At 32.3% G+C, this 25,534-nt stretch carries 27 protein-coding genes and 1 pseudogene; 18 read left to right on the forward strand and 10 right to left on the reverse strand.

The window, feature by feature from the left end; all coding sequences use genetic code 11:
• Window positions 1-100: 100 nt before the first annotated feature.
• From ffh to DU428_RS09800, 3 genes and pseudogenes are all read right to left on the reverse strand, one after another.
• A complete protein-coding gene (gene ffh, locus DU428_RS09790) occupies window positions 101-1,429 on the reverse strand; it encodes a signal recognition particle protein (protein ID WP_072351313.1) in 1,329 nt (442 codons plus the stop codon).
• A gap of 63 nt (window positions 1,430-1,492) precedes the next feature.
• A pseudogene (locus tag DU428_RS09795) lies at window positions 1,493-2,151 on the reverse strand (uracil-DNA glycosylase family protein).
• A 78-nt stretch (window positions 2,152-2,229) separates the two neighbouring features.
• Window positions 2,230-2,955 (reverse strand): hypothetical protein, encoded by a 726-nt coding sequence (locus DU428_RS09800; protein ID WP_072351314.1) that lies wholly within the window; start codon window positions 2,953-2,955, stop codon window positions 2,230-2,232.
• 91 nt (window positions 2,956-3,046) lie between these two features.
• Here DU428_RS09800 and DU428_RS09805 point away from each other — a divergent pair, with 91 nt between their 5' ends.
• Window positions 3,047-3,178 carry a 30S ribosomal protein THX gene (locus DU428_RS09805; protein WP_072351315.1) on the forward strand — a complete coding sequence of 44 codons (132 nt, stop codon included), beginning with the start codon at window positions 3,047-3,049 and terminating at the stop codon, window positions 3,176-3,178.
• Here the strand turns inward: DU428_RS09805 and yaaA are convergent, their stop codons facing one another.
• The 3 genes from yaaA to DU428_RS09820 form a co-directional block, all read right to left on the reverse strand.
• Window positions 3,179-3,937: a peroxide stress protein YaaA gene (gene yaaA, locus DU428_RS09810; protein WP_113966465.1), complete on the reverse strand. Its 759-nt coding sequence runs from the start codon at window positions 3,935-3,937 to the stop codon at window positions 3,179-3,181. It abuts the gene before it with no gap.
• A gap of 211 nt (window positions 3,938-4,148) precedes the next feature.
• Window positions 4,149-5,189, reverse strand: a complete 1,041-nt coding sequence (locus DU428_RS09815) for an RluA family pseudouridine synthase (protein WP_113966466.1) — start codon at window positions 5,187-5,189, stop codon at window positions 4,149-4,151.
• A gap of 41 nt (window positions 5,190-5,230) precedes the next feature.
• Entirely contained in the window at window positions 5,231-5,794 is a 564-nt protein-coding gene (locus DU428_RS09820; protein WP_072351317.1) for a PASTA domain-containing protein, read from the reverse strand.
• Between the two features lie 104 nt (window positions 5,795-5,898).
• Between DU428_RS09820 and DU428_RS09825 the strand changes: the two genes are divergently transcribed.
• Both DU428_RS09825 and coaD read left to right on the forward strand, forming a co-directional pair.
• Entirely contained in the window at window positions 5,899-6,876 is a 978-nt protein-coding gene (locus tag DU428_RS09825; RefSeq protein ID WP_113966467.1) for a D-alanine--D-alanine ligase, read from the forward strand.
• A 72-nt stretch (window positions 6,877-6,948) separates the two neighbouring features.
• Entirely contained in the window at window positions 6,949-7,410 is a 462-nt protein-coding gene (coaD, locus tag DU428_RS09830) for a pantetheine-phosphate adenylyltransferase (protein ID WP_072351319.1), read from the forward strand.
• A 75-nt stretch (window positions 7,411-7,485) separates the two neighbouring features.
• Here the strand turns inward: coaD and DU428_RS09835 are convergent, their stop codons facing one another.
• Window positions 7,486-9,147, reverse strand: a complete 1,662-nt coding sequence (locus DU428_RS09835) for a SulP family inorganic anion transporter (protein WP_072351320.1) — start codon at window positions 9,145-9,147, stop codon at window positions 7,486-7,488.
• Between the two features lie 99 nt (window positions 9,148-9,246).
• Between DU428_RS09835 and DU428_RS09840 the strand changes: the two genes are divergently transcribed.
• The 6 genes from DU428_RS09840 to DU428_RS09865 all read left to right on the forward strand — a co-directional run bounded on the left by DU428_RS09840 (window position 9,247) and on the right by DU428_RS09865 (window position 15,776).
• On the forward strand, window positions 9,247-10,980 hold the full coding sequence (locus DU428_RS09840) for a M14 family metallopeptidase (protein ID WP_113966468.1): 1,734 nt from the start codon (window positions 9,247-9,249) through the stop codon (window positions 10,978-10,980).
• Window positions 10,981-11,079: 99 nt separating this feature from the next.
• A complete protein-coding gene (locus DU428_RS09845; RefSeq protein WP_072351322.1) occupies window positions 11,080-12,525 on the forward strand; it encodes a RimK family protein in 1,446 nt (481 codons plus the stop codon).
• A gap of 2 nt (window positions 12,526-12,527) precedes the next feature.
• Window positions 12,528-13,754 carry a glutamate-cysteine ligase family protein gene (locus tag DU428_RS09850; RefSeq protein WP_072351323.1) on the forward strand — a complete coding sequence of 409 codons (1,227 nt, stop codon included), beginning with the start codon at window positions 12,528-12,530 and terminating at the stop codon, window positions 13,752-13,754.
• The gene (locus tag DU428_RS09855; protein WP_072351324.1) at window positions 13,751-14,434 is read left to right on the forward strand and encodes an N-formylglutamate amidohydrolase; all 684 of its coding nucleotides are present in this window, start codon (window positions 13,751-13,753) and stop codon (window positions 14,432-14,434) included. Before DU428_RS09850 ends, DU428_RS09855 begins: the two co-directional genes overlap by 4 nt.
• Before the next feature lie 91 nt (window positions 14,435-14,525).
• Window positions 14,526-14,843 (forward strand): ArsR/SmtB family transcription factor, encoded by a 318-nt coding sequence (locus DU428_RS09860; RefSeq protein WP_072351325.1) that lies wholly within the window; start codon window positions 14,526-14,528, stop codon window positions 14,841-14,843.
• A 45-nt stretch (window positions 14,844-14,888) separates the two neighbouring features.
• Window positions 14,889-15,776 (forward strand): arsenite methyltransferase, encoded by an 888-nt coding sequence (locus DU428_RS09865; protein ID WP_113966469.1) that lies wholly within the window; start codon window positions 14,889-14,891, stop codon window positions 15,774-15,776.
• Window positions 15,777-15,878: 102 nt separating this feature from the next.
• On the opposite strand, the gene DU428_RS09870 is transcribed toward DU428_RS09865, so the two are convergent.
• Window positions 15,879-16,460: an NUDIX hydrolase gene (locus DU428_RS09870; protein WP_072351377.1), complete on the reverse strand. Its 582-nt coding sequence runs from the start codon at window positions 16,458-16,460 to the stop codon at window positions 15,879-15,881.
• A gap of 91 nt (window positions 16,461-16,551) precedes the next feature.
• Between DU428_RS09870 and pyrE the strand changes: the two genes are divergently transcribed.
• Together pyrE and DU428_RS09880 are read left to right on the forward strand one after the other, a co-directional pair.
• On the forward strand, window positions 16,552-17,196 hold the full coding sequence (pyrE, locus tag DU428_RS09875) for an orotate phosphoribosyltransferase (protein ID WP_113966470.1): 645 nt from the start codon (window positions 16,552-16,554) through the stop codon (window positions 17,194-17,196).
• Window positions 17,197-17,261: 65 nt separating this feature from the next.
• The gene (locus DU428_RS09880; RefSeq protein WP_072351328.1) at window positions 17,262-17,660 is read left to right on the forward strand and encodes an SRPBCC domain-containing protein; all 399 of its coding nucleotides are present in this window, start codon (window positions 17,262-17,264) and stop codon (window positions 17,658-17,660) included.
• A gap of 31 nt (window positions 17,661-17,691) precedes the next feature.
• On the opposite strand, the gene DU428_RS09885 is transcribed toward DU428_RS09880, so the two are convergent.
• A complete protein-coding gene (locus DU428_RS09885) occupies window positions 17,692-18,423 on the reverse strand; it encodes a biotin--[acetyl-CoA-carboxylase] ligase (RefSeq protein WP_072351329.1) in 732 nt (243 codons plus the stop codon).
• Between the two features lie 86 nt (window positions 18,424-18,509).
• On the opposite strand from DU428_RS09885, the gene rsfS reads away from it, so the two are divergent.
• The 7 genes from rsfS (at window position 18,510) to DU428_RS09920 (ending at window position 23,678) form a co-directional block, all read left to right on the forward strand.
• Window positions 18,510-18,881 (forward strand): ribosome silencing factor, encoded by a 372-nt coding sequence (rsfS, locus tag DU428_RS09890; RefSeq protein ID WP_072351330.1) that lies wholly within the window; start codon window positions 18,510-18,512, stop codon window positions 18,879-18,881.
• Between the two features lie 9 nt (window positions 18,882-18,890).
• Window positions 18,891-20,837, forward strand: a complete 1,947-nt coding sequence (gene ftsH / locus DU428_RS09895; protein WP_072351331.1) for an ATP-dependent zinc metalloprotease FtsH — start codon at window positions 18,891-18,893, stop codon at window positions 20,835-20,837.
• Between the two features lie 118 nt (window positions 20,838-20,955).
• Window positions 20,956-21,564: an LUD domain-containing protein gene (locus DU428_RS09900; protein WP_072351332.1), complete on the forward strand. Its 609-nt coding sequence runs from the start codon at window positions 20,956-20,958 to the stop codon at window positions 21,562-21,564.
• Between the two features lie 51 nt (window positions 21,565-21,615).
• Window positions 21,616-22,434, forward strand: a complete 819-nt coding sequence (locus DU428_RS09905; protein ID WP_072351333.1) for a phosphatidate cytidylyltransferase — start codon at window positions 21,616-21,618, stop codon at window positions 22,432-22,434.
• Window positions 22,435-22,437: 3 nt separating this feature from the next.
• Window positions 22,438-23,088 carry a phosphatidylserine decarboxylase family protein gene (locus DU428_RS09910; RefSeq protein WP_113966471.1) on the forward strand — a complete coding sequence of 217 codons (651 nt, stop codon included), beginning with the start codon at window positions 22,438-22,440 and terminating at the stop codon, window positions 23,086-23,088.
• A complete protein-coding gene (locus DU428_RS09915; RefSeq protein WP_072351335.1) occupies window positions 23,088-23,354 on the forward strand; it encodes an acyl-CoA-binding protein in 267 nt (88 codons plus the stop codon). The genes DU428_RS09910 and DU428_RS09915 overlap by 1 nt, the downstream gene beginning before the upstream one ends.
• A 6-nt stretch (window positions 23,355-23,360) precedes the next feature.
• Complete coding sequence (locus DU428_RS09920; RefSeq protein ID WP_072351336.1) at window positions 23,361-23,678, forward strand: SdpI family protein; 318 nt, start codon at window positions 23,361-23,363, stop codon at window positions 23,676-23,678.
• Between the two features lie 85 nt (window positions 23,679-23,763).
• Here the strand turns inward: DU428_RS09920 and pafA are convergent, their stop codons facing one another.
• Complete coding sequence (pafA, locus tag DU428_RS09925) at window positions 23,764-25,434, reverse strand: alkaline phosphatase PafA (protein WP_072351337.1); 1,671 nt, start codon at window positions 25,432-25,434, stop codon at window positions 23,764-23,766.
• Between the last annotated feature and the right edge of the window lie 100 nt (window positions 25,435-25,534).

A 25,534-nucleotide genomic window follows, 5' to 3' on the forward strand; every position in this document is an offset into this window, starting at 1 on the left:
TTAGTCACTACGAATACATGAATTTATTCAAGTAATTTCGCAAAGACACAAATTAATATATTTATAATGATTCAGAAATAGTTTAAAACTCTCTAAGGAATTACCTCATGTTTTTCATTGCTTGCATCATGCGTTTTCCGCCTCCGCCTTGCATCATTTTCATCATCTTCGACATTTGGTTGAATTGCTTTAACAGTTGATTTACTTCTTGTACCGATGTACCAGAACCTTTACCAATTCTTTTCTTTCTACTTGCGTTAATAATAGAAGGGTTAGAACGCTCTTCTGGAGTCATAGAGTGAATAATAGCTTCAATACCTTTAAAAGCATCATCATCTATATCAATATCTTTCATCATTTTTCCAGCTCCAGGAATCATTCCAATAAGATCTTTCATGTTCCCCATTTTCTTGATCTGTTGGATTTGCTTTAAGAAATCGTCAAAACCAAATTGGTTCTTAGCAATTTTCTTCTGTAGCTTACGAGCTTCCTCTTCATCAAATTGTTCTTGTGCTCTTTCCACAAGAGATACAACATCCCCCATTCCAAGAATACGGTCTGCCATACGTGAAGGATAGAAAACATCAATTGCTTCCATTTTCTCTCCGGTACCAATAAACTTAATTGGTTTATTTACTACCGTTTTAATAGAAATTGCTGCTCCACCTCGCGTATCACCATCTAATTTTGTAAGAATTACTCCGTCAAAATTTAAAACATCGTTAAAGGCTTTTGCTGTATTAACAGCATCCTGACCTGTCATAGAATCTACTACAAACAATGTTTCTTGTGGCTGGATAGCTTTATGAATGTTTGATATCTCGGTCATCATTGCCTCATCTACAGCTAAACGACCCGCGGTATCAATAATAACTACATTGTGTCCGTTTGCTTTTGCATGAGCAATACCTGCTTCTGCAATAGCAACAGGATCTGTATTTCCTTTATCGCTAAAAACCTCCACTTTAATTTGATCTCCTACAACGTGTAACTGATCAATCGCAGCTGGACGATAAACGTCACAGGCAACTAATAAAGGTTTCTTTGTTTTTTTATTTTTAAGATAGTTGGCTAGTTTACCAGAAAAGGTTGTTTTACCAGACCCTTGTAAACCTGACATTAAAATAACCGTTGGTGCACCAGATAAATTAAGACCTTCTGCATCACCTCCCATTAATTCGGTAAGTTCGTCTTTAACAATCTTAACCATTAATTGTCCTGGCTGAAGACTTGTTAATACGTTTTGCCCAAGTGCCTTTTCTTTTACTTTAGTGGTAAAATCTTTAGCAATTTTAAAGTTAACATCCGCATCTAGTAAAGCTCGACGTACTTCTTTTAGGGTTTCGGCAACGTTAACTTCTGTAATACTACCATGACCTTTTAAGATATGTAGGGCTTTATCTAACTTTTCACTTAAATTATTAAACATACTTTTTTTGCTTTTAGAAGTTGCAAAAATAAGGATTTACTACGTTTAAATGAAGTATATTATTTAAAAATATTCTTGATACTGCATAACCCGAAAATCAAAAGTGTTAAATTGTGGGTTACTGGCCTTAAGTTGCTTATACAAAGGCATACTACCAATGGCTCTATTTGCAGATCCAGACGATGAAGTTAGCGAAATGGTTTGTATATATCTTCCTTGGAAATGAAACTGATGTTCTCTTAGAATTTCATTAGAAACTAGCTCTAATTTTAATCCGTATTCCTTTAAATGTTTTCGAAAGAAATACTCGGGTCCGTTTTTGCTATTTCCTCCTATAAACAAAAGTGTTTCAATAGATGGATACTCTCTTAAATAGCCTAAAATATTTCGAAGTTTAATATTACGCATACCTAAATCGGAAGCATCAATTTTATTTCTTTCGGCACTTTCAACAATATCACAAACCCCTATTTTATGTTTTATTAAGAATGCTTTTCGTTCTTCAATTGCTTCTTTCGAATTATCGTAACGTAAATTTAATTGATGGATTTTATCCATATACAGCCACAAGGAATTATAGTAACTGCCATAGCAGAAATTTACATCTTTTTCTAAAAGTTCGCCTATGCTAAAGCGCGGAGGTGGCAAAGTACCAACAATCAACTTTTTAGTGTTCTTTTCTTTTGGATAAAAGGTGGATATGGATGTTTATGTAAAAACATAGAGACTTACAAAGTAAGAAATCTTTTTGGTGTTTCGTATTATACTTTGCTTTTAAAAGTCCCTAAATCGTATAGGTTTTATTTTAAGAGTTCTAAAGCTTTTTCTGTCTTGCTAATTGTTGTTTTATAAATTGCTTTATTGCGTTTAGTCATGTGTTGGTATTCAGACATTAGTTCTTCTAGAATTTCTTTTCCTTCCTCTTTATTATTTCTAGATATTAAGAATTCAGCTAAATACAGTCTTTCATTATAATTAGAAAAACGAACATCTATAGCTCGTAACTGTGCTTCTGCTTCCTCTTCCTTTCCTTGTTTTTCTAAAGCCATTCCGTAGAAAAATGGTAATTGAGATTTTTTAAATTCGGTGTGATCTAAAATTCTTTCGGCATACATAACAACCTGATCATAAGCTTGAGTATGATAATTGCTCACAATTAAACCTTTGATGACATAAAAATCATTTTGATAGTAACCATCCAGAGCAGACTCGTAAACTCTAATAGCATTCTGATAATCTTTCACTTCTAGATAAGCATCTGCCAAATTTATTTTATTCTGAAAGGTGTCGGAAAACGCTAGTTGTTCCTCTAACGCTTTTATCTTTTTAAGAGGTTGTACAACAGAAACGACTTCTTTTGTTATCGTTTCTGTTTTTTGCTTGTTATAAACTTGTGTTATTAAATAAATAGCGCAGCCTATTAGAGGTAAAAAAATGATTAAAAAGATCCAATAGTATTTATTTCTATTTCTAATAAGGTGATATAAGCAATAAGCTTGTAAAGCAATTAATAAGTAAAAAGACATAATTGTTAAAGTATTTTTAAATCGTTAATTTAAGCAAAGTAAGAGCTGAAAATTTCTTATATTATTGCTACTAATAATTAAATTGAAAACTATGGGTAAAGGAGACAAAAAAACGAGACGCGGAAAAATACACAGAGGAACTTTTGGTGTTAGAAGACCAAAAATAAAAAAACGTGTTAGACCGGAAACTAAAATTAGTGTAGATAAAAAAGCTAAAATCTAACTACCTAATAAATACTAATTCTTTGTCTGTTGATTGGCTTTCGCTAAATCCGTAGCCTTCGTAATCAAAGCCTTTTAAATCATCAATTGTATTTGCATTGGTATCTACAATATATCTTGCCATTGCTCCTCTTGCTTGTTTGGCAAAAAACGAGATTACTTTGTATTTACCATTTTTAAAATCTTTGAAATTGGCTGTAATTACAGGCACTTTTAAAGATTTAACATCTACTGCTTTAAAATACTCATTACTTGCAAGATTTAAAAACAATTCCTCTTCTTTTAACTCATCGTTAAGTGCATTGGTAACTTTCTCTTTCCAAAACTCATACAGGTTTTTGCTTTTACCAACCGGGAATTTAGTTCCCATTTCTAATCGGTAGGCTTGTATTAAGTCTAATGGTTTTAAAACGCCATATAAACCTGAAAGAATTCTAACGGTATCTTGAAGTTTATCTAGTTTTTCTAAAGGAATGCTGTTTGCATCTAAACCTTTATAAACATCTCCAGAAAAAGTATAAATAGCTGGTCTTGCATTTTCTTTTGTAAATGGTAAACTCCATTCTTGGTTTCGCTCATAATTAAGCTGTCCAAGATTATCGGAAATCTTCATTAACTTAGATAGATCTTTTGCAGACTCTTTTTTAAGCAATTTATTAATACGCTCGGCTTCTTTTAAAAAAGGAGCTTCGGTACTTTTTATTGTTGGTAGCTTTGTTTCAAAGTCTAATGACTTAGCTGGAGATATTACTAGTTTCATATTTATTTCCTAGAAATGCAGGAATCTCATTAAAGGTTAATTAATTCACTTTCAATAAAACCAAATTTACAATATAGTTTCTTCATTTTGAAATACTACAAACTGAAAAATTCTATACATCTATAAACATTTACTATGCATTTATTTATACTAGGTGAAGCAAGAAAAACACTTAATCACCTAGTTTAAAAAGACTTAAGAAACTACAAGTCTAAAGTAAATCTTGGTGCTTAGAGTAGTGTTTCCATTTTACAATACATTGCTGCATATCCTCTGGAACCTCTGTTTCAAAACGCATAAACTCTCCTGTAACAGGATGTTCAAAACCTAAAGTTTTTGCATGTAGGGCTTGCCTTGGTAATATCTTGAAGCAATTATCTACAAACTGCTTATATTTTGTAAAAGTGGTTCCTTTTAAAATTAAATCACCTCCGTAACGCTCATCGTTAAACAAGGTATGACCAATATGCTTCATATGCACACGAATTTGGTGTGTTCTTCCTGTTTCTAATTTACAAGAAACTAAAGTAACATATCCAAGGCGCTCTAGTACTTTATAATGTGTAATTGCAGGCTTACCTTTGTCTGCTTCATCATCTAAATAAACCGTATTTTGGAGTCTGTTTTTAGGGTGTCTACCAATATTACCTTCAATAGTTCCTTCATCTTCTTCCATATTTCCCCAAACAATAGCAACGTACTCTCTTTCACTAGTTTTCTTAGCAAACTGATTGGAAAGGTGCGCCATTGCTTCTTCGGTTTTTGCAACTACAAGAAGTCCGCTTGTGTCTTTATCAATTCTATGTACCAAACCTGGACGCTCACTAGAGTTATTAGGCAGGTTATCAAATCTATAAATAAGTGCGTTAATAAGAGTTCCAGAATAGTTTCCGTGACCTGGATGCACAACCATTCCTGCAGGTTTATTAACCACTAATAGATGATCATCTTCATAAACCACATCTATAGGAATATCTTCTCCAACCAATAGATTTTCAAATGGTGGGTGCTCGAACATCACACGGATTTCATCAAAAGGCTTTACCTTATAATTGGATTTTACAGTCTGTCCGTTAACAAAAATATTTCCGTTTTTTGCAGCTGTTTGTATTTTGTTACGAATTGCGTTTTCAATTTTATTCATTAAATACTTGTCAATTCGTAAAGGCGCTTGGCCTTTGTCTACAGTAAATGCATGATGCTCATATAAGTCATCATCCTTCTGATTTTCTGGTGTAAAGTCTTCTATCATTTTTAGTTTCCGCGAAAGCGGTAATCTTGTAATCTTTTTTTTTAATTAGAATCTGGTCTATTTCCGTTTCCTAAAACAATATCAATTTTAGATGTTTTAGGTAATAACTCACCTGCTTCTAATTTTTCGCCTTTAAAGCTTAATCGTACAACCTCGTCTTTTCCTAAATAATCCACATAAGTGATTTTTCCTATTTCAAAACCTAAAGCTTCTAACATTGGTTTTGCTTGTCTGAAAGTACGTTCTGTTAAATCTGGAACTTGAATTTTTCTGTAACCAGAAGGATTCAGCGTAATATAAATTTTTCTGTTTTCTTTTACTTTTTCTCCAAATGCAGGATCCTGCTCAATTACAGAAAACTTTGGGTAGTCTGGATTAAAGTTTGCCGAATCTTGAATCTGCATTACTAAGTTATTCTCTTTCAACTCCATTTCTGCAACTTCAATAGACTTTCCTTTTAGGTCAGGAACAGTTTCAAATTCGCCATGATTGGTAGTATAACTCAACCATCTTAACATAAGGAAAGATATAACAACTACAGCTAAAACAGCTAATACTAACTGCTTTAAAAATGTCTTACTAACAAGGAATTTTACAATACTCATGATCTTATTTTAGTTAAGCAAAGATATAAAAACAGAACTGTTTTTACTTTTGATTATTTAATGATATTTTAGCTTAACGAATATTTTCATCGTTTCTTATTTATATGAAAAAAAACATTGCCATTATAATGGGAGGATTTTCTAGCGAATATAAAATCTCCCTAAAGAGCGGAAACGTAGTGTACCAAACGCTTGACACAAATAAATACAACGCATACAGAGTTCATATTCTTCCTGAAAAATGGGTTTATGTAGACAAAAATGACCAGGAATTTCCTATAGATAAAAACGATTTTTCTGTTACAATTAATGACGAAAAGATCACTTTTGACTGTGTATTTAATGCTATTCATGGTTCTCCTGGTGAAGATGGCTATATGCAAGCCTACTTTAATCTGCTAAAAATGCCACATACAAGCTGCGATATGTACCAAGCAAGTATCACTTTTAATAAGCGCGATTGTTTAAGTATTTTAAAACCTTACGGAATTAAAACAGCAGAAAGTTTTTACATCAACCTTGGCGATACTGTAGATGAAGATGCCATTGTAAATAAAGTTGGTTTACCTTGTTTTGTAAAGGCAAATAAAGCTGGAAGTAGCTTTGGTATTACGAAAGTTTATAAAAAAGAAGATTTACAAAACGCCATAGATTTTGCTTTTAAGGAAGATGATGAAATTATCATAGAATCCTTTTTAGATGGTACAGAAGTTTCTGTTGGAGTAATTTCGTACAAAGGAAAAACAAAGGTTTTACCTATTACTGAAATAGTTCCTAATAACGACTTTTTCGACTATAAGGCGAAGTACCTTGGGCAATCTCAGGAAATCACTCCTGCTAGAATTAGCAACGAGGATACGGAGAAAGTAAATAGTATTGCTAAAAAAGTATACGAAATTTTAAAAATGAAAGGCTTTAGCAGAAGTGAATATATTTTTAAAGATGGGGAGCCACACCTATTGGAAGTAAACACTGTTCCTGGACTAACCAAGGAAAGTATTTTACCTCAACAAGCAGAGAAAGCAGGAATATCTTTATCCGATTTATTTGACAACGCTATTACCGAAGCTTTAACCGCATAAAAAACTTCCGCTAATTAATTAGTATATTTGATTCTATAACCTTTTAAAATCTCCTTGCAAAAGGAAACATATATGAGACGAGCACTTTTCCCTGGATCCTTCGATCCTATTACACTTGGGCATTACGATGTGATAAAACGCGGAGTAAAACTATTTGACGAAATTGTAGTTGCAATTGGAGTAAACTCTGAAAAGAAATACATGTTTTCTTTAGAAGAAAGAAAGCGTTTTTTAGAGGAAGCTTTTAAAGGCGAACCGAAAGTACGAATAGAAACCTATACAGGTTTAACTATTGATTTTTGTAAAGAAATAGATGCTAAATTCCTATTACGCGGTTTAAGAAACCCTGCCGATTTTGAATTTGAAAAAGGGATTGCACATACCAACAGCAAACTCTCTGAAATTGAAACCGTATTCCTACTTACAGCTCCAGAAACTTCTTTTATAAGCTCTAGTATTGTTAGAGATGTTATTAGAAACAATGGGGACTACACCATTTTAGTCCCTGAAATTGTTAGAGTAAATAGTAAGTAAGAAGAAACAATATCTTGAAATAATAAAAAAGCCTCCACTTTAAATAAGGGAGGCTTTTTCTATAGCTATAATTTTCTAAAATTTATATTCTGAAAGCGGTTTTTCAAAATCCTCTGGATTTGCTGCTAAATGATAACGAGGATCATCTACATCTTCAATAATCACAGATTTAAATTTTGGTGAAGCCTTATACAGAAGTATTTTACAATCTTCACTCAAATGCTTCAGCTTAATGCTTTTTCCTTCAGCTTCGTACTTTTGAACAATATTAAATATAGCTTCAATAGCAGAATGATCACTAACACGTGACTCTACAAAATCTATCACTACTTTTTCTGGATCGTTTTTAGCATCAAATTTCTCATTGAACGCAGTTATACTTCCGAAGAAAAGTGGCCCCCAAATTTCGTAAACTTTGGTTCCATCTTCTTTAAAACGTTTTCTAGCTCTAATCTTCTTAGCGTTTTCCCAAGCAAATACTAAAGCAGAAATTATTACTCCAATAAATACAGCAACTGCTAAATCAACAAATACCGTAACTAAAGAAACTGTGATTAAAACTATGGCATCAGACTTTGGTATTTTCTTTAATACTCTAAAACTAGACCATGCAAAAGTTTCAATTACCATCATAAACATTACACCAACTAAAGCTGCAATAGGCACCATTTCAATTAACTTATCTGCAAATAATATGAAAGACAGTAAACTAACAGCCATCATAACTCCAGACAATCTTCCACGTCCACCAGCATTTACATTAATTACTGTTTGACCAATCATTCCACATCCTCCTGTTCCACCAAAAAGTCCACTCACAATATTACCTGCTCCTTGCGCAACACATTCTTTGTTTCCGTTTCCTCTAGTTTCTGTTAACTCATCTACTAAATTCATAGTCATTAAAGTCTCTATCAATCCTACAGATGCAGCTAAAAACGCTGGTAATGCAATAAATTTTAAAGTATCTAAGTTAAATGGAAGTTTTTCCCATAACTCTAAATTTGGTGTTGGAAATTCTCCTTTTAGTCCAGTCCCACCACCTTCAATAATATAAGATCCAACGGTTGAAACATCTAGATTAAAACCTATAACAACAAGAGTAGTGATTAAAATTGCAGTTAATGCTGCGGGTAATTTTTTAGTTAGTCTAGGTAATCCCCAAATAACACCCATAGTTAACAACACCAATCCAATCATGGTATATAACTCGGCTCCCTGCATATAAGTGTTTATATATTCTTTTACGCCTTCTGGAGAAACTACTAAGGATTTATGGGAGAACATTTTTATTTGTGCCATGAAAATCACAATAGATAACCCATTCACAAACCCCATCATTACTGGATGCGGAATCAAGCGCACAAATCTACCTAATTTAAATACTCCTGCTAAAATCTGAATCAATCCCATCAAAACCACACAGGCCATCAGGTAAAAGAATCCCATATTTTCTATAGGCGTATCCATCAACATACCTTTGGTATGCCCTTCAGCAATCATATTAACAAAAATAACAGCCACCGCTCCGGCTGCACCAGTAATCAGTCCTGGTCTACCTCCAAAAATAGCAGAAATTAAACCTACAATAAAAGCTCCTGAAAGAGCCATTAAAGGATCTATTTGCGCAACAAAAGCAAAAGCTACTACTTCGGGAATCATTGCTAAAGACACTGTAATTCCAGCTAAAACATCATCTTTGGCATTTGGCACTATTTTTCTAATAAACTCCGTCATATCTTTTATTTTTGAGGGTGCAAAAGTACAGCTAATTCAGAAAAACACAAGTTGTATTTATTATTATTTGATTAAGTTTGATTACTAAACCAATTGAAAATGAAGAAACTCTTAATACTTTTAGTTTTACTAACTTCCTGTTCTTCTGAAAAAAACATCTCAAATTTTGATTTCACAACTACTTTTGAAAAAAGTCAAGGCACGGAAACTCCCACCTATTCGGAAGTAATAAATTACTTTACACAATTAGCTGAAACATATTCTGAAATTTCTATTCAAGCTATAGGAGAAACCGACTCTAATGAACCATTACATATAGTCACGTTAAATCCGGATGCAGAATTTGATTTTTCAGAAATAAGAAAAAGTAAAAGAATTCTTTTTATCAACAATGGCATACACCCGGGAGAGCCAGATGGAATTGACGCTACCATGATGCTATATCGCGATATTGCTCAAGGAAAAATAGAAGCTCCAAAAAACACGGTTTTGGTTAGCATACCAATTTATAACGTAGGTGGCGCATTAAACAGAAACATTTCGTCAAGAACCAATCAAAACGGACCAAAAGAATATGGTTTTAGAGGAAATGCTAGAAACTATGACTTAAACAGAGACTTTATTAAAAGTGACTCGAAAAACGCAAAGACCTTTGCTGAAATATTTCACTTAGTTCAACCAGACATTTTTATAGATAATCATGTAAGCAATGGCGCAGATTACCAATACACGCTCACCCACTTATTTACACAACACAACAAACTAGGTGGCGATTTAGGCAAGTACCTACATCATGAAATGATGCCGAAATTGGAAGAGAAACTGAAAACTAAAAATTGGGACATCACGCCTTATGTAAATGTATTTAATAATGTTCCTGAAAAAGGTTTCAGCCAATTTATGGATTCGCCAAGATATTCTACAGGATATACCGCTCTATTTAACACCCTAGGAATGATGGTAGAAACACACATGCTAAAACCATATAAACAAAGAGTTGAAGGCACATACGAACTCCTAAAAAGCATGATTGATATTTTAGAGGAAGATGGAGAAAACATTAAATCGCTTCGATCTATTATGAATAAAAAACTCCTTGCAAATGAAACATATCCTCTTAATTGGGAGATAGATACAATAAAAACCACGACACTTTCCTTTAAAGGTTATGAGGGAACGATGATTACAAGTGAAGTTACAGGGCTTCCACGTTTAAAATACGACAGAAGCAAACCTTTTACAAAAGAAGTTATCTATCAAAACTACTTTAAACCTACAGATAGTATTGTAATTCCTTCCGCTTATATTATTCCAAAAGCTTGGTGGAATATTATAGAACTTCTAAAACTTAACCATGTAGAAATGCAGGAATTAAAAAACGATACTATTTTGGAAGTGGAATCCTATAAAATTGCTTCATACGAAACAAGAAAGCAGGCTTACGAAGGACACTACCAACATTATAATACTTCTGTAAAAACTTCAACTGAAAAGATTTCCTTTAAAAAAGGAGATTATATGATAAAAACCAACCAGCGAGCGCTTCGATATTTATTAGAAACCTTAGAACCACAAGCAGCTGATTCTTTTTTCAATTGGAATTTCTTCGATACGATACTACAGCAAAAAGAACATTTCTCTCCTTATGTATGGGAAGATAAAGCAAAGGAACTCTTAGCTAGCAATCCGAAATTACAGATTGATTTTAACCTAAAAAAATCCTTTGATACAGACTTTGCAAATAATTGGTATGCACAATTAGATTGGCTTCATAAACAAAGTAATAATTACGAAAAACCACATTTACAATATCCAGTTTACAGACTAAAATAAAGACGGTTACAGCAATATCGTTTATTTTTTAAGTTTTGTAAAACCAATTGAAAAATAATCTAATTTTGTATAAATTATATATCGCGATTATCGCTTTTAATGAACAAATACATTGTTGTCAATCAACCTGAAAAATGGAATTTTTCGATTGAGAATATTACAGTAATCTCCTCGCAAGAGTATCTTACAAACCCAAAGTTTTCCCTTTTAAAAAAAGCAAGAATATTTAATCTTTGTAAAGATTACTCTTACCAATCAAAAGGGTATTATGTTTCTCTTTTGGCAGAAGCTAGAGGACATTTAGCAATTCCTACAGTTAAAAACATTGTAGATTTAAAAAACCTTAAACTTGTCCGAATTGTATCCGATGAGTTTGATGATACTATTCAGCAAAGCTTAAAAAACATTAAATCTAGAGAATTTACATTAAGTATATACTTTGGTCAAAACGTTGCTTTAAAATACAAAGAACTAAGCGGATTATTTTACAAACACTTTCAAGCACCATTTTTACGTGTAAAATTTAACCACACCACAAAATGGAATATACAAAGCATCAAAGCCATTTCAGAATCCGAAATCCCTTTAGAGCATTTAGAAAGCGTTCACGAATTCGCTAATCAGTATTTTGCAAAAAAGCGTTACGATACACCAAAACTTACAAAATCTGATTTTGATTTAGCAATTTTAGTCAACCCGAATGATCCTGCGCCACCAAGCAATTCAAAAGCATTAAAAAAGTTTATTGACATTGCTGAAAGAATGAATATTTATGCCGAAATTATAGAGCCTAAAGATTTATCACGTCTAAATTCATTTGATGCACTTTTTATAAGACAAAGCACAGAAGTTAATAACGAAGCTTATGCTTTTGCTAGAAAGGCACAACAAGAAGGCATTGCAATAATTGATTATCCAGATGCTATTCTAAAATGCTGCAATAAAGTTTATATGGCTGAGGCATTAAACAACGCCAATATTCCAACACCAAAAACAGTTATAATTCACAAAGACAACAGAAATGAAGTAATCCAACAGGTTGGTTTACCTTGTGTACTAAAAGCACCAGACTCTACATTCTCATTCGGAGTGAAAAAAGCAAGCACAGAAGAAGAATACCATAATCTTGTTTCTAATATGCTAAAGGAATCTGATTTAATCATTGCACAAGAATATTGTCCTTCAGATTATGATTGGCGAATAGGAATCATTGACGGAAAAGCTTTTTATGCCTGTAAATACTATATGGCAAAAGGACATTGGCAGATTTATAATTGGAAGGCAAAAAAGAAGAACGAGCAAGACGGAAATGCCGACTGCTTAGCCATAGAAGATGTACCTAAAAAAGTTCTTGATATGGCCATAAAATCTGCTAAGCTTATTGGAAACGGTCTTTATGGTATAGACATAAAAGTAATTAACAACAAACCAATGGTTATTGAAATTAATGATAACCCAAATATTGATTACGGAGTAGAAGACCTTCATTATGGAGACCTTGTTTATACCGAAATTCTTAAAGCTTTAAAACAACGATTAGATTAACCATGGGTAAAAAATTTCATTTATTCGAAGTTTTCGGTATTGAACTAGAATACATGCTGATTAACAAAGGAAACTTTAAAGTTACTCCTATTGTTGATGCTTTATTGACTAAAAAAACAGGGGAATTAACTGCAGATATTGATAACGGGAAAATCGCTTGGAGTAATGAATTGGTCGCTCACGTGATAGAGTTAAAAACAAATGGACCAACTTCAGATTTAAATTCTCTATCTAGCTTATTCCATGAAAACATTCTAGAAATCAACAATATATTAAAAGAATTTGATTCAGAACTCCTCCCTACAGCATGTCACCCACTAATGAATCCGTTAATCGACACACAACTATGGAAGCATAGTTATAGTGATGTTTACGAATTATATAACCGAATATTCAATTGCAAAGGTCATGGCTGGAGCAATGTACAAAGCACTCACATAAACCTTCCTTTTTATGATGACAAAGAATTTGAAAAGCTACACGCTGCAATTCGAATTATATTACCTTTAATTCCTGGTTTATGTGCTAGTTCACCTATTTTAGAAGGAAAGAATACGGGATTTAAGGACACTAGATTAGAGTACTACAAAACCAATCAGAAGGAAATTCCGGAAATGACTGGTTTAGTAATTCCTGAACGAGTTTTTAGTAAGGTTGACTATTATGCTACCATTTTTCAACCAATAAAAAACGCCATCAAACCTCACGATACAAAAAACATTCTAGATCATCATTTTTTAAATTCTCGCGGAGCTATCGCACGATTTGACAGAAACGCCATCGAAATACGTTTAGTAGATATTCAAGAGTGTCCGAATGCAGATATTGCCATTTGTGTATTAATTATTGAAGTCTTAAAACTATTAGTAAACAAGAAACTCGGTTCGCTACAAAATCAAAAAAAATGGTTAAAGCAAGACTTATTCGCTATTCTAAACCCTATCATTAAAGATGCTGAAAACTATAAAATCTCTAATCTTGAATATTTGAAAATGTTTCATTTAAATAATAGTGCTACTGTACAAAATATTTGGAAACACTTATATGAATTAGCAAAACCAAACATTCATGAATCCCATTATGAAGCACTGGATATTATTTTAAATCAAGGAACATTAGCAACAAGAATTTTAAAAGCAATTAATGAAGATTATTCAGTAAAAAACATCACCAAAGTTTACTCCCAATTAGCTTCTTGCTTACAGGAAAACAAAATGTTTACCCCATGAAACTTATTCTAACTTGTGAGCATGGCGGCAATAAAGTTCCGAAGAAATATCAATCGTATTTCAATAATCAAGAAGTAGTTTTAAATTCCCATCGTGGCTACGATATTGGCGCTTTAGATGTTTTTAATCATTTAAAACCTCTAGCTAATTTTTCAAAACATAGCGAAACTACTCGTTTATTAATAGAACTAAACAGAAGTCTACATCACAAAAATTTATTTTCAGAATTTTCGAAATCTCTAATAGAAGAAGAAAAAGATGAATTAATTACTCAATATTATTTAGATTATAGAGATGAAGTAGAAGCTGTTTTAAAAAAACACACAGAAGCAGCTATAAAAGTGACGCATCTTTCCATCCACACCTTCACCCCTATTTGGAATGAAACAGAAAGAAACTGCGATATAGGTTTACTATTTGATTCAAGGATTAAATCAGAAAAAACTTTCTGTAAAAATCTAAAGAAAGAAATCCAGAAAATAGATAAAACTCTAAACATTAGATTCAACTATCCTTATTTAGGTAAAGCAGACGGATTTACAACGTATTTAAGAAAACAGCTCCCTTCTAATTATTTGGGTATTGAAATTGAAATAAACCAAAAATTTGCTTCAAACAACAAAATTGACCTTAATCTAAAAGCTACTTTATTTTCAGCTATTCAGTCACTTTGCAAATAATTCTCAACGAAATTTACACTGTTAAAAATAATAAAATTCTTTTCTGTAAAATTTATTAATCGTAACATTGCTATTAAACAATAAACTATTAATGACAATAGCTAAAACAGAAATGTATACTAGTAACCAAAAAGAAATAGCATTATTTGCTAAGGTTTTTGGACATCCTGCAAGAGTTACAATACTGCAACATCTTTTTGAAATTGACGCATGTGTTTGTGGCGACTTGGTTAACGAAGTCGGACTTGCACAACCTACAATTTCACAACATTTAAAAGAACTAAAACACTTAGGACTCATTAAAGGCAAAGTAGAAGGAACTAGCGTATGTTATTGCATTGACAAAGAAAACTGGTCTAAAATGAAAGATGTAATGCTTCCATTTTTAAACCTAGACATTACTAAATAAAAAATTATAATTAATAGTGTAAAGCTATTACAAAACAACACACAAATGAATAAAGAGCAAAAATTAAAGAACATCGTTAAAGAACGTTACGCGAAAATTGCAGAGCAAGGAAAAGCTGAAAACGCAGCTTCCTGTTGTGGTGCTACTACGCCATCAAATAAAGTATATAATATTATGATGGATGATTATTCTGAAACATCAGGTTATGTAGCTGATGCAGATTTAGGTTTAGGCTGCGGACTCCCAACAGAGTTTGCACTTATTAAAAAAGGAGATACCGTAATAGACTTAGGCTCTGGAGCAGGTAATGACTGTTTTGTTGCAAGACATGAAGTTGGCCTAGAAGGAAAAGTTATAGGTATTGACTTCACTCCTATCATGATTGAAAAAGCCAGAACCAATGCAGAGAAACTAGGATTCAACAATGTTGAGTTTAGAGAAGGTGACATCGACAATATGCCTGTAAATAATGATACTGCAGATGTTATTGTAAGTAACTGTGTACTAAACTTAGTTCCAAACAAAGAGAAAGTAATTGCAGAAATTCACAGAGTATTAAAACCAGGAGGCCACTTTAGTATTTCAGATGTGGTGTTAGAAGGTCAATTACCAGAAGCACTTAAACAAGATGCCGAAATGTATGCAGGTTGTATTGCAGGAGCCATCCAGAAAAAGGATTATTTAAAATTAATTGAAGACCAAGGTTTTCAAAATATCAAAATTCAAAAAGAAAAAGCTATTAGTATCCCTGAGGATATTTTAGAAAAATACCTTCCGGAAGAAGAGATGCATGCTTTCAACAATAAAGGAGCAGGTATTTATAGTATTACTGTTTATGCAGAAAAAGCAGGAACACAACAAGAAAAACCAAAACTAAAATTTTCAGAATTACAAAACGGAAGCACTTGCACACCAAACAGTGGTTGCTGTTAAAATGTAGATTGGAAATCAACAAATACAAGAAATGGAACTGACTATAATAAGTATATAGTTAGTTCCATTTTTATTTTAGTAGTATTTGATCTTTCCAAAACCCTATAAAAGTAATCGAATATTAGCGTAGCTATTTTCCAAAGCCTTTTTACTTTCCTCTTGGTTAAGCCACGAAACTTTAGTAATTCCTTCGTTTTCTTGCGGGTATAGTTTTCCGGTAAAGCTTGTTTTCATTTCAAACCAATAAGTGATTTTGATTTTATGCTTTCCATTTCGCTTAAAAATGTGATAGGTAGTTTCAATAGGTTTAACAATTTTTAAACCAGCAACGCCAGTTTCCTCAGCCACCTCTCGAAGCGCAGTTTCTTCAATAGTCTCATAGCTTTCTGCTTTTCCTTTCGGAAGATCCCACTTATCATTTCTATAAATAAAAAGAATTTCGCCTGCATCGTTATACACCTTTCCTCCTCCTGCTACCACATTTGGTAAGAGTTTTAGAAACTTCTTTAAAAGCTTGTTCGGATTTTTGTGTATTAGCCTTACCGCTTTAAGAGAAGTAGTATTAAGCTCTTTAATTACTTTACCAATTTGCACGGTCTCTAACAGGTAGTTTTTAAAACCAGACTCCTTTTCTACAATCGTGGTAAGTATAATTGGTTTGTCGTTTACAAAAACGCTATACATTAAATTTGTTTTGATTAAGAATTGTAAAAATATCATTTTTTTGCTCAAAACAAATAGCATTAAATTTAAATTTATATGTAATTTTGCGCTTATGATTTTGAATAAAGACACCGCTAAAAAAACAGCTGAAGTTTTATTGCAAATAAACGCTATAAAACTTAGCCCGAAAGAGCCATTTACTTGGGCTTCAGGATGGAGATCACCTATTTATTGTGATAACAGAATTGTTCTGTCTTATCCTCCTATTCGTAATTATATTCGTGAAACAATGGCCAAATTCATTGAAGCTGAATATGGTAGACCAGATGTAATTGCTGGGGTTGCTACAGGAGCTATAGGAATTGGAATGTTGGTTGCCGAATATCTTGGTTTACCTTTTGTTTATGTAAGACCAGAAGCAAAAGCACACGGAAGACAAAACCAAATTGAAGGTTTTATTGAATCAGGACAAAACGTAGTAGTTGTTGAAGATTTAATTAGTACTGGTAAAAGTAGCTTAAACGCTGTAAAAGCGCTTAAAAAAGCAAAAGTAAACGTAAAGGGAATGGTTGCCATATTCACTTATGGATTTCCTATTGCCGATCAAAACTTCAAAGAAGAAAATATTACTTTAAACACATTAAGTAACTATCAAAATCTTTTAGAACAAGCATTAGACACAAGGTACATTACAGAAGAGGAGTTAAAAACTTTATCAGAATGGAATGCCAATCCTAGTGAATGGAACGCTAATTGATACACAATACACAATGTTTAGAAAAATACTTCTAAACACTTAATAAAAAATAATTCTAGAATATTATGAAATTAGAATCACCTAAAGTAACCATTAATAAATCACCACAAGAAACTTTTGATTTTTTAAGTGATGTGAAAAACTTTGAAAGCTTAATGCCTGATAACATTAGTAAATTCGAAGTTTTAGATAATGACAAATTCCTTTTTGCTTTAAAAGGAATGCCTGAAATTGTACTAAAAAAGAAAGAATTAGAAGCTCCTAATAAAATTGTTTTAGGTGCTGCTGGAGGAAAAATTGACTTTTCGTTAACTGCCAATATTGTAGAATTAACTGAAACTTCAAGTGAAGTACAACTAACTTTCGAAGGAGAGTTTAATGCAATGATGGCTATGATGATTAAGAATCCTATCAATAAATTTATTGAAACTTTAGCTTCAAAAATGCCTGAAGCTGTAGCTTAATTTGTTTTTTTTTCTGAAGATATAAAATAGATTAATACAATAAAGAAATTTCTTTAAATCCGTATTCTTTTATAATGGCATCCTCTAAAAGTACTTGAAGATTTCCAGTTTCTGAAACAGACTGAATAATTCCAGTAAACATATTACCTTCTGCGTCTTTAAACGTAGAAGGTTTCTTTTTTCTAAACATATAGGTTTCGTAGGTTTTTTTTAAATCTTCAGGTTTTCCTTCCTCTAAAACAGAAAAATAGTGTTTTAGGTTTTCTATAAAACTTAAAAGCAGTTCTTCTAAATCAAATACTTTTCCCGAAACAAGTTTTAAAGAAGAAGCTTGAGGCAGATTTTTAAAATCTGTTTGGTTTACATTCAGTCCAATACCAATAATTGAATCTTTAAACTTGTTCTGTTTGATACTATTTTCAATTAAAACACCACAAACCTTTTTATTGTCTGACAAAATGTCGTTTGGCCACTTTATATATAAATTAGGTATTTGATATTGCTTTAAAGTTTTTATTAAAGATAGAGAAACAGCTATACTAATATAAAAATGCTGATGAAAAGAAAGGAAAGAAATATCTTTCAAGACACTAAACATAAGGTTTTCACCCGAATTAGCTGTCCACGTAGTTCCCATCTGTCCTCTACCATTTGTTTGATAGTCGGTTTGCACAACAGTGTAGTCTGCAACAGCCTCTTCACTACTTAATTCTTTTAAAAAAGTATTTGTAGAGTTGATGGCATTAAGTTTGATTATACGCATTATATTAGTGCTTTGAAATCTTAAGGATTTTTAACAGTATAAAGAACTAAAAAAATAATAACTTTGCACAAATTTAATTCATATTAATGACAAATAAACAAACGAATTCAGACCAACTAATCACAACTATTTTAGCTGGAATTGAAGATGTAAAAGGAAAAGATATAAATATTCTTGATTTACGAGAAATTGACAATACAGTTTGTGACTATTTTATAGTTTGTGAAGGAACTTCCAACACGCAAGTAAATGCAATTGCTAATTCTATTCAGAAAAAAGTTAGTAAAGAATTAAAAGATAAACCTTGGCATATTGAAGGACTAGAAAACTCTGAATGGGTTTTAATGGACTATGTAAACGTAGTGGTTCATGTGTTCCAAAAGCATATCAGAGAATATTATGATATTGAAAGTCTTTGGGGAGACGCAAAATCTACAGTAATTGAAACAAACTATTAGAATAATTTAATGGCAAACGATAAAAATACAAAAAACAAAAAGCCTAAATTCAATTATTATTGGGTTTACGGAGCAATCATTGCAATTTTTATTGCGATGAATTTTTTAGGTGGCGGTGGTTTACAAGACACCAAAACTATTACACCTTCAGAATTTTTCACTTATGCTGAAAACGATGAAGTAGCAAAAGTAGTTATTATAAATAGACATGAAGCGAATGTTTATTTAACTAGTGAAGCTCAAGAAACCGAACAACACAAAAAATCTAAGCCTTCTAGCATTTTACCAAGTACTACACCATTACCTAATTACACATTTGAAATTGGTGATTTACAGAACTTTGAAAATGATTTAAAAGCAATTGGTAAATACGACATCCTAAGTAATAAGACAGAAACAAATGCTTGGGGAGACCTACTTATTGGCTTAGTACCATTTATATTATTAATTGGAGTTTGGATTTTTATCATGAGACGTATGTCTGGTGGTGCTGGCGGTGGCGCTGGTGGACAAATCTTCAATATAGGAAAATCTAAAGCAAAACTTTTTGACCAAAACACAGAAGTTAAAACTTCTTTTAAAGATGTTGCAGGTTTAGAAGGTGCTAAAGAAGAAGTTCAAGAAATTGTAGACTTCTTAAAAAACCCTGAAAAATATACTTCCCTTGGTGGTAAAATACCCAAGGGAGCATTATTAGTAGGGCCTCCAGGAACAGGTAAGACTTTATTAGCAAAAGCTGTTGCTGGTGAAGCTAAAGTACCTTTCTTTTCTTTATCTGGTTCCGATTTCGTTGAGATGTTTGTTGGTGTTGGTGCTTCTCGTGTAAGAGACTTATTCAAACAAGCAAAAGAAAAATCTCCTGCTATTATATTTATTGATGAGATTGATGCCATTGGTCGTGCAAGAGGTAAAAATGCAATGTCTGGAAGTAATGACGAGCGTGAAAACACCTTAAACCAACTATTAACAGAAATGGATGGTTTTGGTACAAACACCAATGTAATCGTACTAGCTGCAACAAACAGAGCAGATATTTTAGATAAAGCTTTAATGCGTGCTGGACGTTTTGACAGACAGATTTTTGTAGATCTTCCGGATATTCGTGAGCGCAAAGAAATTTTCGAAGTACACTTAAGACCTCTAAAGAAAGCAGAAGGATTAGATTTAGATTTCTTATCCAAACAAACCCCTGGTTTCTCTGGAGCAGATATAGCAAACGTATGTAACGAAGCTGCTTTAATTGCTGCAAGACAAGGTAAAAAAGCGGTAGACAAACAAGATTTCTTAGATGCTGTAGACAGAATTGTAGGCGGACTAGAAAAGAAAAACAAAATCATAACACCTTCTGAAAAAAGAGCTGTTGCTTTCCACGAAGCTGGTCACGCAACCGTAAGTTGGATGTTAGAACATGCAGCTCCTTTAGTTAAAGTTACTATAGTACCAAGAGGAAGATCTCTAGGTGCAGCATGGTACTTGCCAGAAGAGCGCTTAATTGTAAGACCAGAGCAAATGCTAGACGAAATGTGTGCAGCACTTGGTGGTCGTGCAGCAGAAAAAGTAATTTTCAATCAAATTTCAACTGGAGCTTTAAGTGATTTAGAAAAAGTTACAAAACAAGCTAGAGCTATGGTAACCGTTTACGGTTTAAGCGATAAAGTTGGAAACTTAACATATTATGATTCTTCAGGACAAGGCGAATACGGTTTCACAAAACCTTATAGTGAGAAAACTGCAGAGTTAATAGATAAGGAAATCTCTAATATTATTGAAACACAATACCAAAGAGCCATCAAACTTCTAGAAGAAAACAAAGATAAGCTTACAGAGCTTGCCGAAGTTTTACTTGAAAAAGAAGTAATTTTCAAAGATAATTTAGAAAAAATATTTGGTAAACGTGCTTTTGAAGTTGAAGCACAACCTACAGTAATTAAGGAAACCTTTTCAGAAGAAGAGTAAACTACCTTTATTATTGTTAACATTTGTTTAAAATCTTAAATTAACCTAGCGGTTAGTTTAAGATTTTTTATCTTTGATTAATACGCTATGCAAAAAATGTGTAATGCAAAAATCTTAAATGAGTCTATTTAGAAAAATTTTTGGTTCCAAATCTGATCATTCTAAAAAAGAATTACAGCCTGAAACTCGCAGTAAATACATGCCAGAGGAGAAACTCCCTGTAGATGAAAGATTTACTATTAACTTTAAAAATAACGGTGGAAAGTTCTTATACTGCGAAAACCTAAATGAAGTTTTCAATTGCATGCATGATATCATTATTGAAAACAAATGGCAAGATGCACAAGCACTTATTCTAGATAATAATTTGAAAGATAGGTTTTCAAGTTTAGAATTAAATCCTACAAGAAGTTTTTCTGAAGCAGAATACATGCTTACCACTTGTGAAAATCTTGTTGCAGACGATGGTTCTATTTTAATAAGTTCAAATCAAATTGCGGAAATAAAACTAAAAGAATATCCTAGTAACTTTATTGTTTTCGCTACTACAAGCCAACTTATTTCTAATATTGGAGAAGGTTTAAAAGGAATTAAGAAAAAGAATAAAAACAAAATACCTTCTAACATCACTACCATAAAGAATTTTAAAGCTTCCGATGAAAATGACTTCTTATCCTACGGAAGTAGTTCAAAAAACTTATATTTGTTGCTTTTAGAAGATCTGTAAAAATATTGTTATATTTTAACTTCTATTAAAGACTAACTATAAGACGATTTAATGAAAGACATAGCTATACGCGCTTTTTCAGGATTACTATATGTATTACTTTTGGTATTCTCTTTACTTAATGAGCACGCTCTTATTCTATTTTTTTATGTGGTTGGTATAATATGCTTAGCAGAATTCAAGAAGTTAATTCAGCTAAAAAACTTTGTACCTTATGTAATATTCACCATTATTTATTTATTCTTTGGATATGGGCATTTAGTTTTAAACAGAAGTCAAGGCCTTGATGAAGCTACATTAATTCTACAAGTGATAAGTATTTTTGTGCTTCTTATCTTAATTAAAGATTTATTTTCTGAAAAAACCATCCCTCTGTTTAGTTCAAAAAGATACATTCTAACTACATTTTACCTTTCTAGTGCATTCGTATTTTTAGTTCTTATTGGTAATTATTATTCCGATTCCGAAAAGTTTAATGCAATTATTTTATTAGGGAGCTTTATTCTTGTTTGGGTGAATGATACTTTTGCATATTTAGTTGGCTCTAACTTTGGTAAACAGAAACTATTCCCTAGTATTTCACCTAAAAAAACGGTTGAAGGATTTCTAGGAGGTTTATTCTTTGCCTGCATAGCAAGTTCAATTATCGCACATTATACAGACACTTTATCCTTTACTAATTGGTTAATTTTGAGTATTATTGTAAGTGTTTTTGGAACCATTGGAGATTTAGTAGAATCGAAGTTTAAACGTCAAGCAAACGTAAAAGACAGCGGTGTAATTATGCCTGGTCACGGAGGACTCTTAGATAGATTTGATAGTATTATCTTTGCAGCACCTTTTATTTATTTATTTTTAAGAATTTTATAGATTATGTTTCATAAAGAAGGTTATAAGATTATAGCTATTACATTCATCGTTGTTATTTTAGCTTATATATTAATAGACAAATTTGTTACCATAGAATGGCTTCAAATAGCGCTATTTATTGTTTTAGCTGCGTTTTTATATTTGATACTTCAGTTTTTTAGAAACCCTAAAAGAAACACAGTAGTTAATGACAGTCAAGTGATTTCTCCTGTAGACGGAAAAGTAGTTGTAATTGAAGAAGTTTTTGAAAAAGAATACTTCAACGAAAAAAGATTACAAGTTAGTGTGTTCATGTCTCCTTTAAATGTACATGTAACACGTCACCCTATTAACGGAAAAGTATTATTTAGCAAATACCACCCAGGAAAATATTTAGTTGCTTGGCATCCAAAAGCTAGTGAAGAAAACGAACGTACAACCGTTGTGGTTGAAAGTGAAAGCTACGGAAAAGTGCTTTACAGACAAATTGCTGGAGCTTTAGCAAAACGTATAGTAAACTACGCTAAAGTTGGTGATGCTGTAACACAAGGAACCGACTCTGGTTTTATTAAGTTTGGTTCAAGAGTAGATTTATACTTACCTTTAGATACAAATATTAAAGTTTCTTTAAACCAAAAAGTTCGTGGTGGCGAAACTGTAATTGCTGAAAAATAATGACTTCTGAAGAATTAGATATAGCCTTTAAAGATGCCGTTTCTAGAATAAATGAGCATAAAGAACCGTTTCCAGCAGACTTCTTGCTGCGTCTTTATGCATACTACAAAAAAGCGACAAATAATTATAGCAGACCAAGTAGTAAAAAACAGATAATAAACGCATTTAAAACAAATGCTTTATTTCAAATTCAGAATATTACTTCAGACGAAGCTAAAGAAACCTATATAGAATTAGTGAAAAACTATTTTTTATATAGAAAGTAAAACGCTATGGATGTACTTTTACTTGCTGGTGGTGCGTTTATTTTAGCAGGAATCATCATGCATTTTTTTCCTCCTAAAAAGATCAATAGTATATATGGCTATAGAACAGTTCGTTCTATGAAAAACCAAAACACTTGGGATTTTGCACAAAAGTATTCTGCTAAACTTTTATTAGGGATTGGTGCAGCTTTACAACTGGCATCAACAATATATTACTTATTTACAATTGAAGGACTTGCTCAATTAATAATCAATGCCTGTTTAATCATTGGGGCGGTTGTTTTTGTTTTCGTTAAAACAGAAAATACTCTTAAAAATATATAATTTTAAACAACAATCCTTAAAGAATAAAATCAAAAGCTCTTCCAAACGGAAGAGCTTTCTTTTTAAATAATCTATTCTCTAAATACTATTCTTCTTCTATTACAAATTCTAACGGAACTCCAGTTGCGCCATTAGGAAAGCTAGTTCCTAAAAGTGCAGACATAGTTGGAGCTATATCTGTGATTCTTGTTTTCTTTAATGTGCTTCCTTGTTTAATTCCTTTTCCGTAAAATAAAAGAGGCACGTGAGTATCATAATTTAATCCAGATCCGTGTGTAGAACCTGTTCTACTATAAGAAATTACAGCTGGTTCATAAACAATAACTATATCACCAGAACGCTTTTGGTTATATCCGTTTTGTAGTAATTCTTCTATTCCGGTTGAAAAACCTGTGTTTTGCATCGTAGTTGCAGTGTATACTTTATCAATATTTTTATAAGTAATCAACTCATCTACCAAAGCTTTTTGAACTGCTTCTAAGTCTAATCCTAGTAAAGCTATTCGCTCTCTATTTAAAAAGATTTGATTGTTACTTCCGTTTTCAATTAAGTCACTTGCACCAAATTTCTTTGCTGCAAATTCACTAATATTCTTTCTTAAATCTCTTGAGTTGATATAACCAGCAGGAATATTTACAGATTGTAAATAAGAAGGAACATCAACCGCACCGTGATCTGAAGTTAGAAACAAGGTGTATTCCCCTTTTCCTACCTTTTCATCTAATGTGTTTATTAATCGTTCAATATCCTTATCTAAACGCAAATAAGTATCTTGAATTTCTTTAGAATTAACACCAAAGTTATGACCTACATAATCTGTACTAGAATAACTAAGTGCTAAAACATCTGTAATTTCATCTTGCCCTAATTGCTCTCCATCGATAGCAGCAATTGCAAAATCGGTAGTTAATGCATTTCCGTAAGCAGTTGCTTTTAAAATGTCATATCCTTTATTGTCTTTACTTAATGCTTTTAAGTCATAAGGAAATGTAGCTGTTTCTTTTCCTTTGAAACCTCCTTCAAAATTATTTAAATCGGAACCACTTTCTGTATATGTGTCAATATCATACAAAGTGTTCCAAGTTTTCAAATAAGAATCTGCAGCTCCTGAAGCATTAAAATCGTTTACCCATTTTGGTAATTCATTCATATAAAAAGAACTTGTAATCCAGTTTCCTTCATCCATTCCATGAAACCAATATGCTGCATTTGCTGTATGACCTGCAGGTAAAACCGCTCCTCTATCTTTCATAGAAACCCCTATGGTTTTTCCGCGCATTTGTGTAAATAACCTGTTTTCATCTGCAAAAGAAGTGGTCATCATTCTTTTTGGCGACATCTGTCCTGCAGCATCTTCTGTACCAATAGGATTAACTGTATCATCACCGGCACAGTAAACCGATTCTTTTATTTCTTTATCATACCAGTTATTAGCTATAATTCCGTGATATTTTGGCGTGGTACCTGTATAAACAGAAGCATGTCCTGGACCTGTATACGTTGGAACATAGTTGTAATGATTGTTTTTACAATTGAAGCCTTGGTTGATTAATTTTTTGAATCCGCCTTCACCAAATTTGTTATAAAATCTAGTTAGGTAATCATATCGCATTTGATCAACTACAATACCAACTACTAATTTTGGTCTTGTATTTAGTTCTACATCTGTTTGAGTTACTGTTTGAGAAGTAAGATTTGTTTGTGCTTTACAAGAAAAAAACAATGAAAAGACAAAAACATAAAATAAAGGTTTCATAATAATGATGATTTAATTTTAAAATCAAAAATACATCTTTTATTACTTTATAATTTCCCTTTTTCATTTAAATTATCGTTAAATACGTTGTAGTTTTATA

Source organism: Oceanihabitans sediminis (genome assembly GCF_003337215.1).
Taxonomy (GTDB): domain Bacteria; phylum Bacteroidota; class Bacteroidia; order Flavobacteriales; family Flavobacteriaceae; genus Oceanihabitans; species Oceanihabitans sediminis.

Excerpts from the sequence above, each read along its gene's own strand:
- ffh (WP_072351313.1), bottom strand. The coding sequence starts at position 1,429 with ATGTTTAATAATTTAAGTGAAAAGTTAGATAAAGCCCTACATATCTTA.
- DU428_RS09800 (WP_072351314.1), bottom strand. The coding sequence starts at position 2,955 with ATGTCTTTTTACTTATTAATTGCTTTACAAGCTTATTGCTTATATCAC.
- DU428_RS09805 (WP_072351315.1), top strand. The coding sequence starts at position 3,047 with ATGGGTAAAGGAGACAAAAAAACGAGACGCGGAAAAATACACAGAGGA.
- yaaA (WP_113966465.1), bottom strand. The coding sequence starts at position 3,937 with ATGAAACTAGTAATATCTCCAGCTAAGTCATTAGACTTTGAAACAAAG.
- DU428_RS09815 (WP_113966466.1), bottom strand. The coding sequence starts at position 5,189 with ATGATAGAAGACTTTACACCAGAAAATCAGAAGGATGATGACTTATAT.
- DU428_RS09820 (WP_072351317.1), bottom strand. The coding sequence starts at position 5,794 with ATGAGTATTGTAAAATTCCTTGTTAGTAAGACATTTTTAAAGCAGTTA.
- DU428_RS09825 (WP_113966467.1), top strand. The coding sequence starts at position 5,899 with ATGAAAAAAAACATTGCCATTATAATGGGAGGATTTTCTAGCGAATAT.
- coaD (WP_072351319.1), top strand. The coding sequence starts at position 6,949 with ATGAGACGAGCACTTTTCCCTGGATCCTTCGATCCTATTACACTTGGG.
- DU428_RS09835 (WP_072351320.1), bottom strand. The coding sequence starts at position 9,147 with ATGACGGAGTTTATTAGAAAAATAGTGCCAAATGCCAAAGATGATGTT.
- DU428_RS09840 (WP_113966468.1), top strand. The coding sequence starts at position 9,247 with ATGAAGAAACTCTTAATACTTTTAGTTTTACTAACTTCCTGTTCTTCT.
- DU428_RS09845 (WP_072351322.1), top strand. The coding sequence starts at position 11,080 with ATGAACAAATACATTGTTGTCAATCAACCTGAAAAATGGAATTTTTCG.
- DU428_RS09850 (WP_072351323.1), top strand. The coding sequence starts at position 12,528 with ATGGGTAAAAAATTTCATTTATTCGAAGTTTTCGGTATTGAACTAGAA.
- DU428_RS09855 (WP_072351324.1), top strand. The coding sequence starts at position 13,751 with ATGAAACTTATTCTAACTTGTGAGCATGGCGGCAATAAAGTTCCGAAG.
- DU428_RS09860 (WP_072351325.1), top strand. The coding sequence starts at position 14,526 with ATGACAATAGCTAAAACAGAAATGTATACTAGTAACCAAAAAGAAATA.
- DU428_RS09865 (WP_113966469.1), top strand. The coding sequence starts at position 14,889 with ATGAATAAAGAGCAAAAATTAAAGAACATCGTTAAAGAACGTTACGCG.
- DU428_RS09870 (WP_072351377.1), bottom strand. The coding sequence starts at position 16,460 with ATGTATAGCGTTTTTGTAAACGACAAACCAATTATACTTACCACGATT.
- pyrE (WP_113966470.1), top strand. The coding sequence starts at position 16,552 with ATGATTTTGAATAAAGACACCGCTAAAAAAACAGCTGAAGTTTTATTG.
- DU428_RS09880 (WP_072351328.1), top strand. The coding sequence starts at position 17,262 with ATGAAATTAGAATCACCTAAAGTAACCATTAATAAATCACCACAAGAA.
- DU428_RS09885 (WP_072351329.1), bottom strand. The coding sequence starts at position 18,423 with ATGCGTATAATCAAACTTAATGCCATCAACTCTACAAATACTTTTTTA.
- rsfS (WP_072351330.1), top strand. The coding sequence starts at position 18,510 with ATGACAAATAAACAAACGAATTCAGACCAACTAATCACAACTATTTTA.
- ftsH (WP_072351331.1), top strand. The coding sequence starts at position 18,891 with ATGGCAAACGATAAAAATACAAAAAACAAAAAGCCTAAATTCAATTAT.
- DU428_RS09900 (WP_072351332.1), top strand. The coding sequence starts at position 20,956 with ATGAGTCTATTTAGAAAAATTTTTGGTTCCAAATCTGATCATTCTAAA.
- DU428_RS09905 (WP_072351333.1), top strand. The coding sequence starts at position 21,616 with ATGAAAGACATAGCTATACGCGCTTTTTCAGGATTACTATATGTATTA.
- DU428_RS09910 (WP_113966471.1), top strand. The coding sequence starts at position 22,438 with ATGTTTCATAAAGAAGGTTATAAGATTATAGCTATTACATTCATCGTT.
- DU428_RS09915 (WP_072351335.1), top strand. The coding sequence starts at position 23,088 with ATGACTTCTGAAGAATTAGATATAGCCTTTAAAGATGCCGTTTCTAGA.
- DU428_RS09920 (WP_072351336.1), top strand. The coding sequence starts at position 23,361 with ATGGATGTACTTTTACTTGCTGGTGGTGCGTTTATTTTAGCAGGAATC.
- pafA (WP_072351337.1), bottom strand. The coding sequence starts at position 25,434 with ATGAAACCTTTATTTTATGTTTTTGTCTTTTCATTGTTTTTTTCTTGT.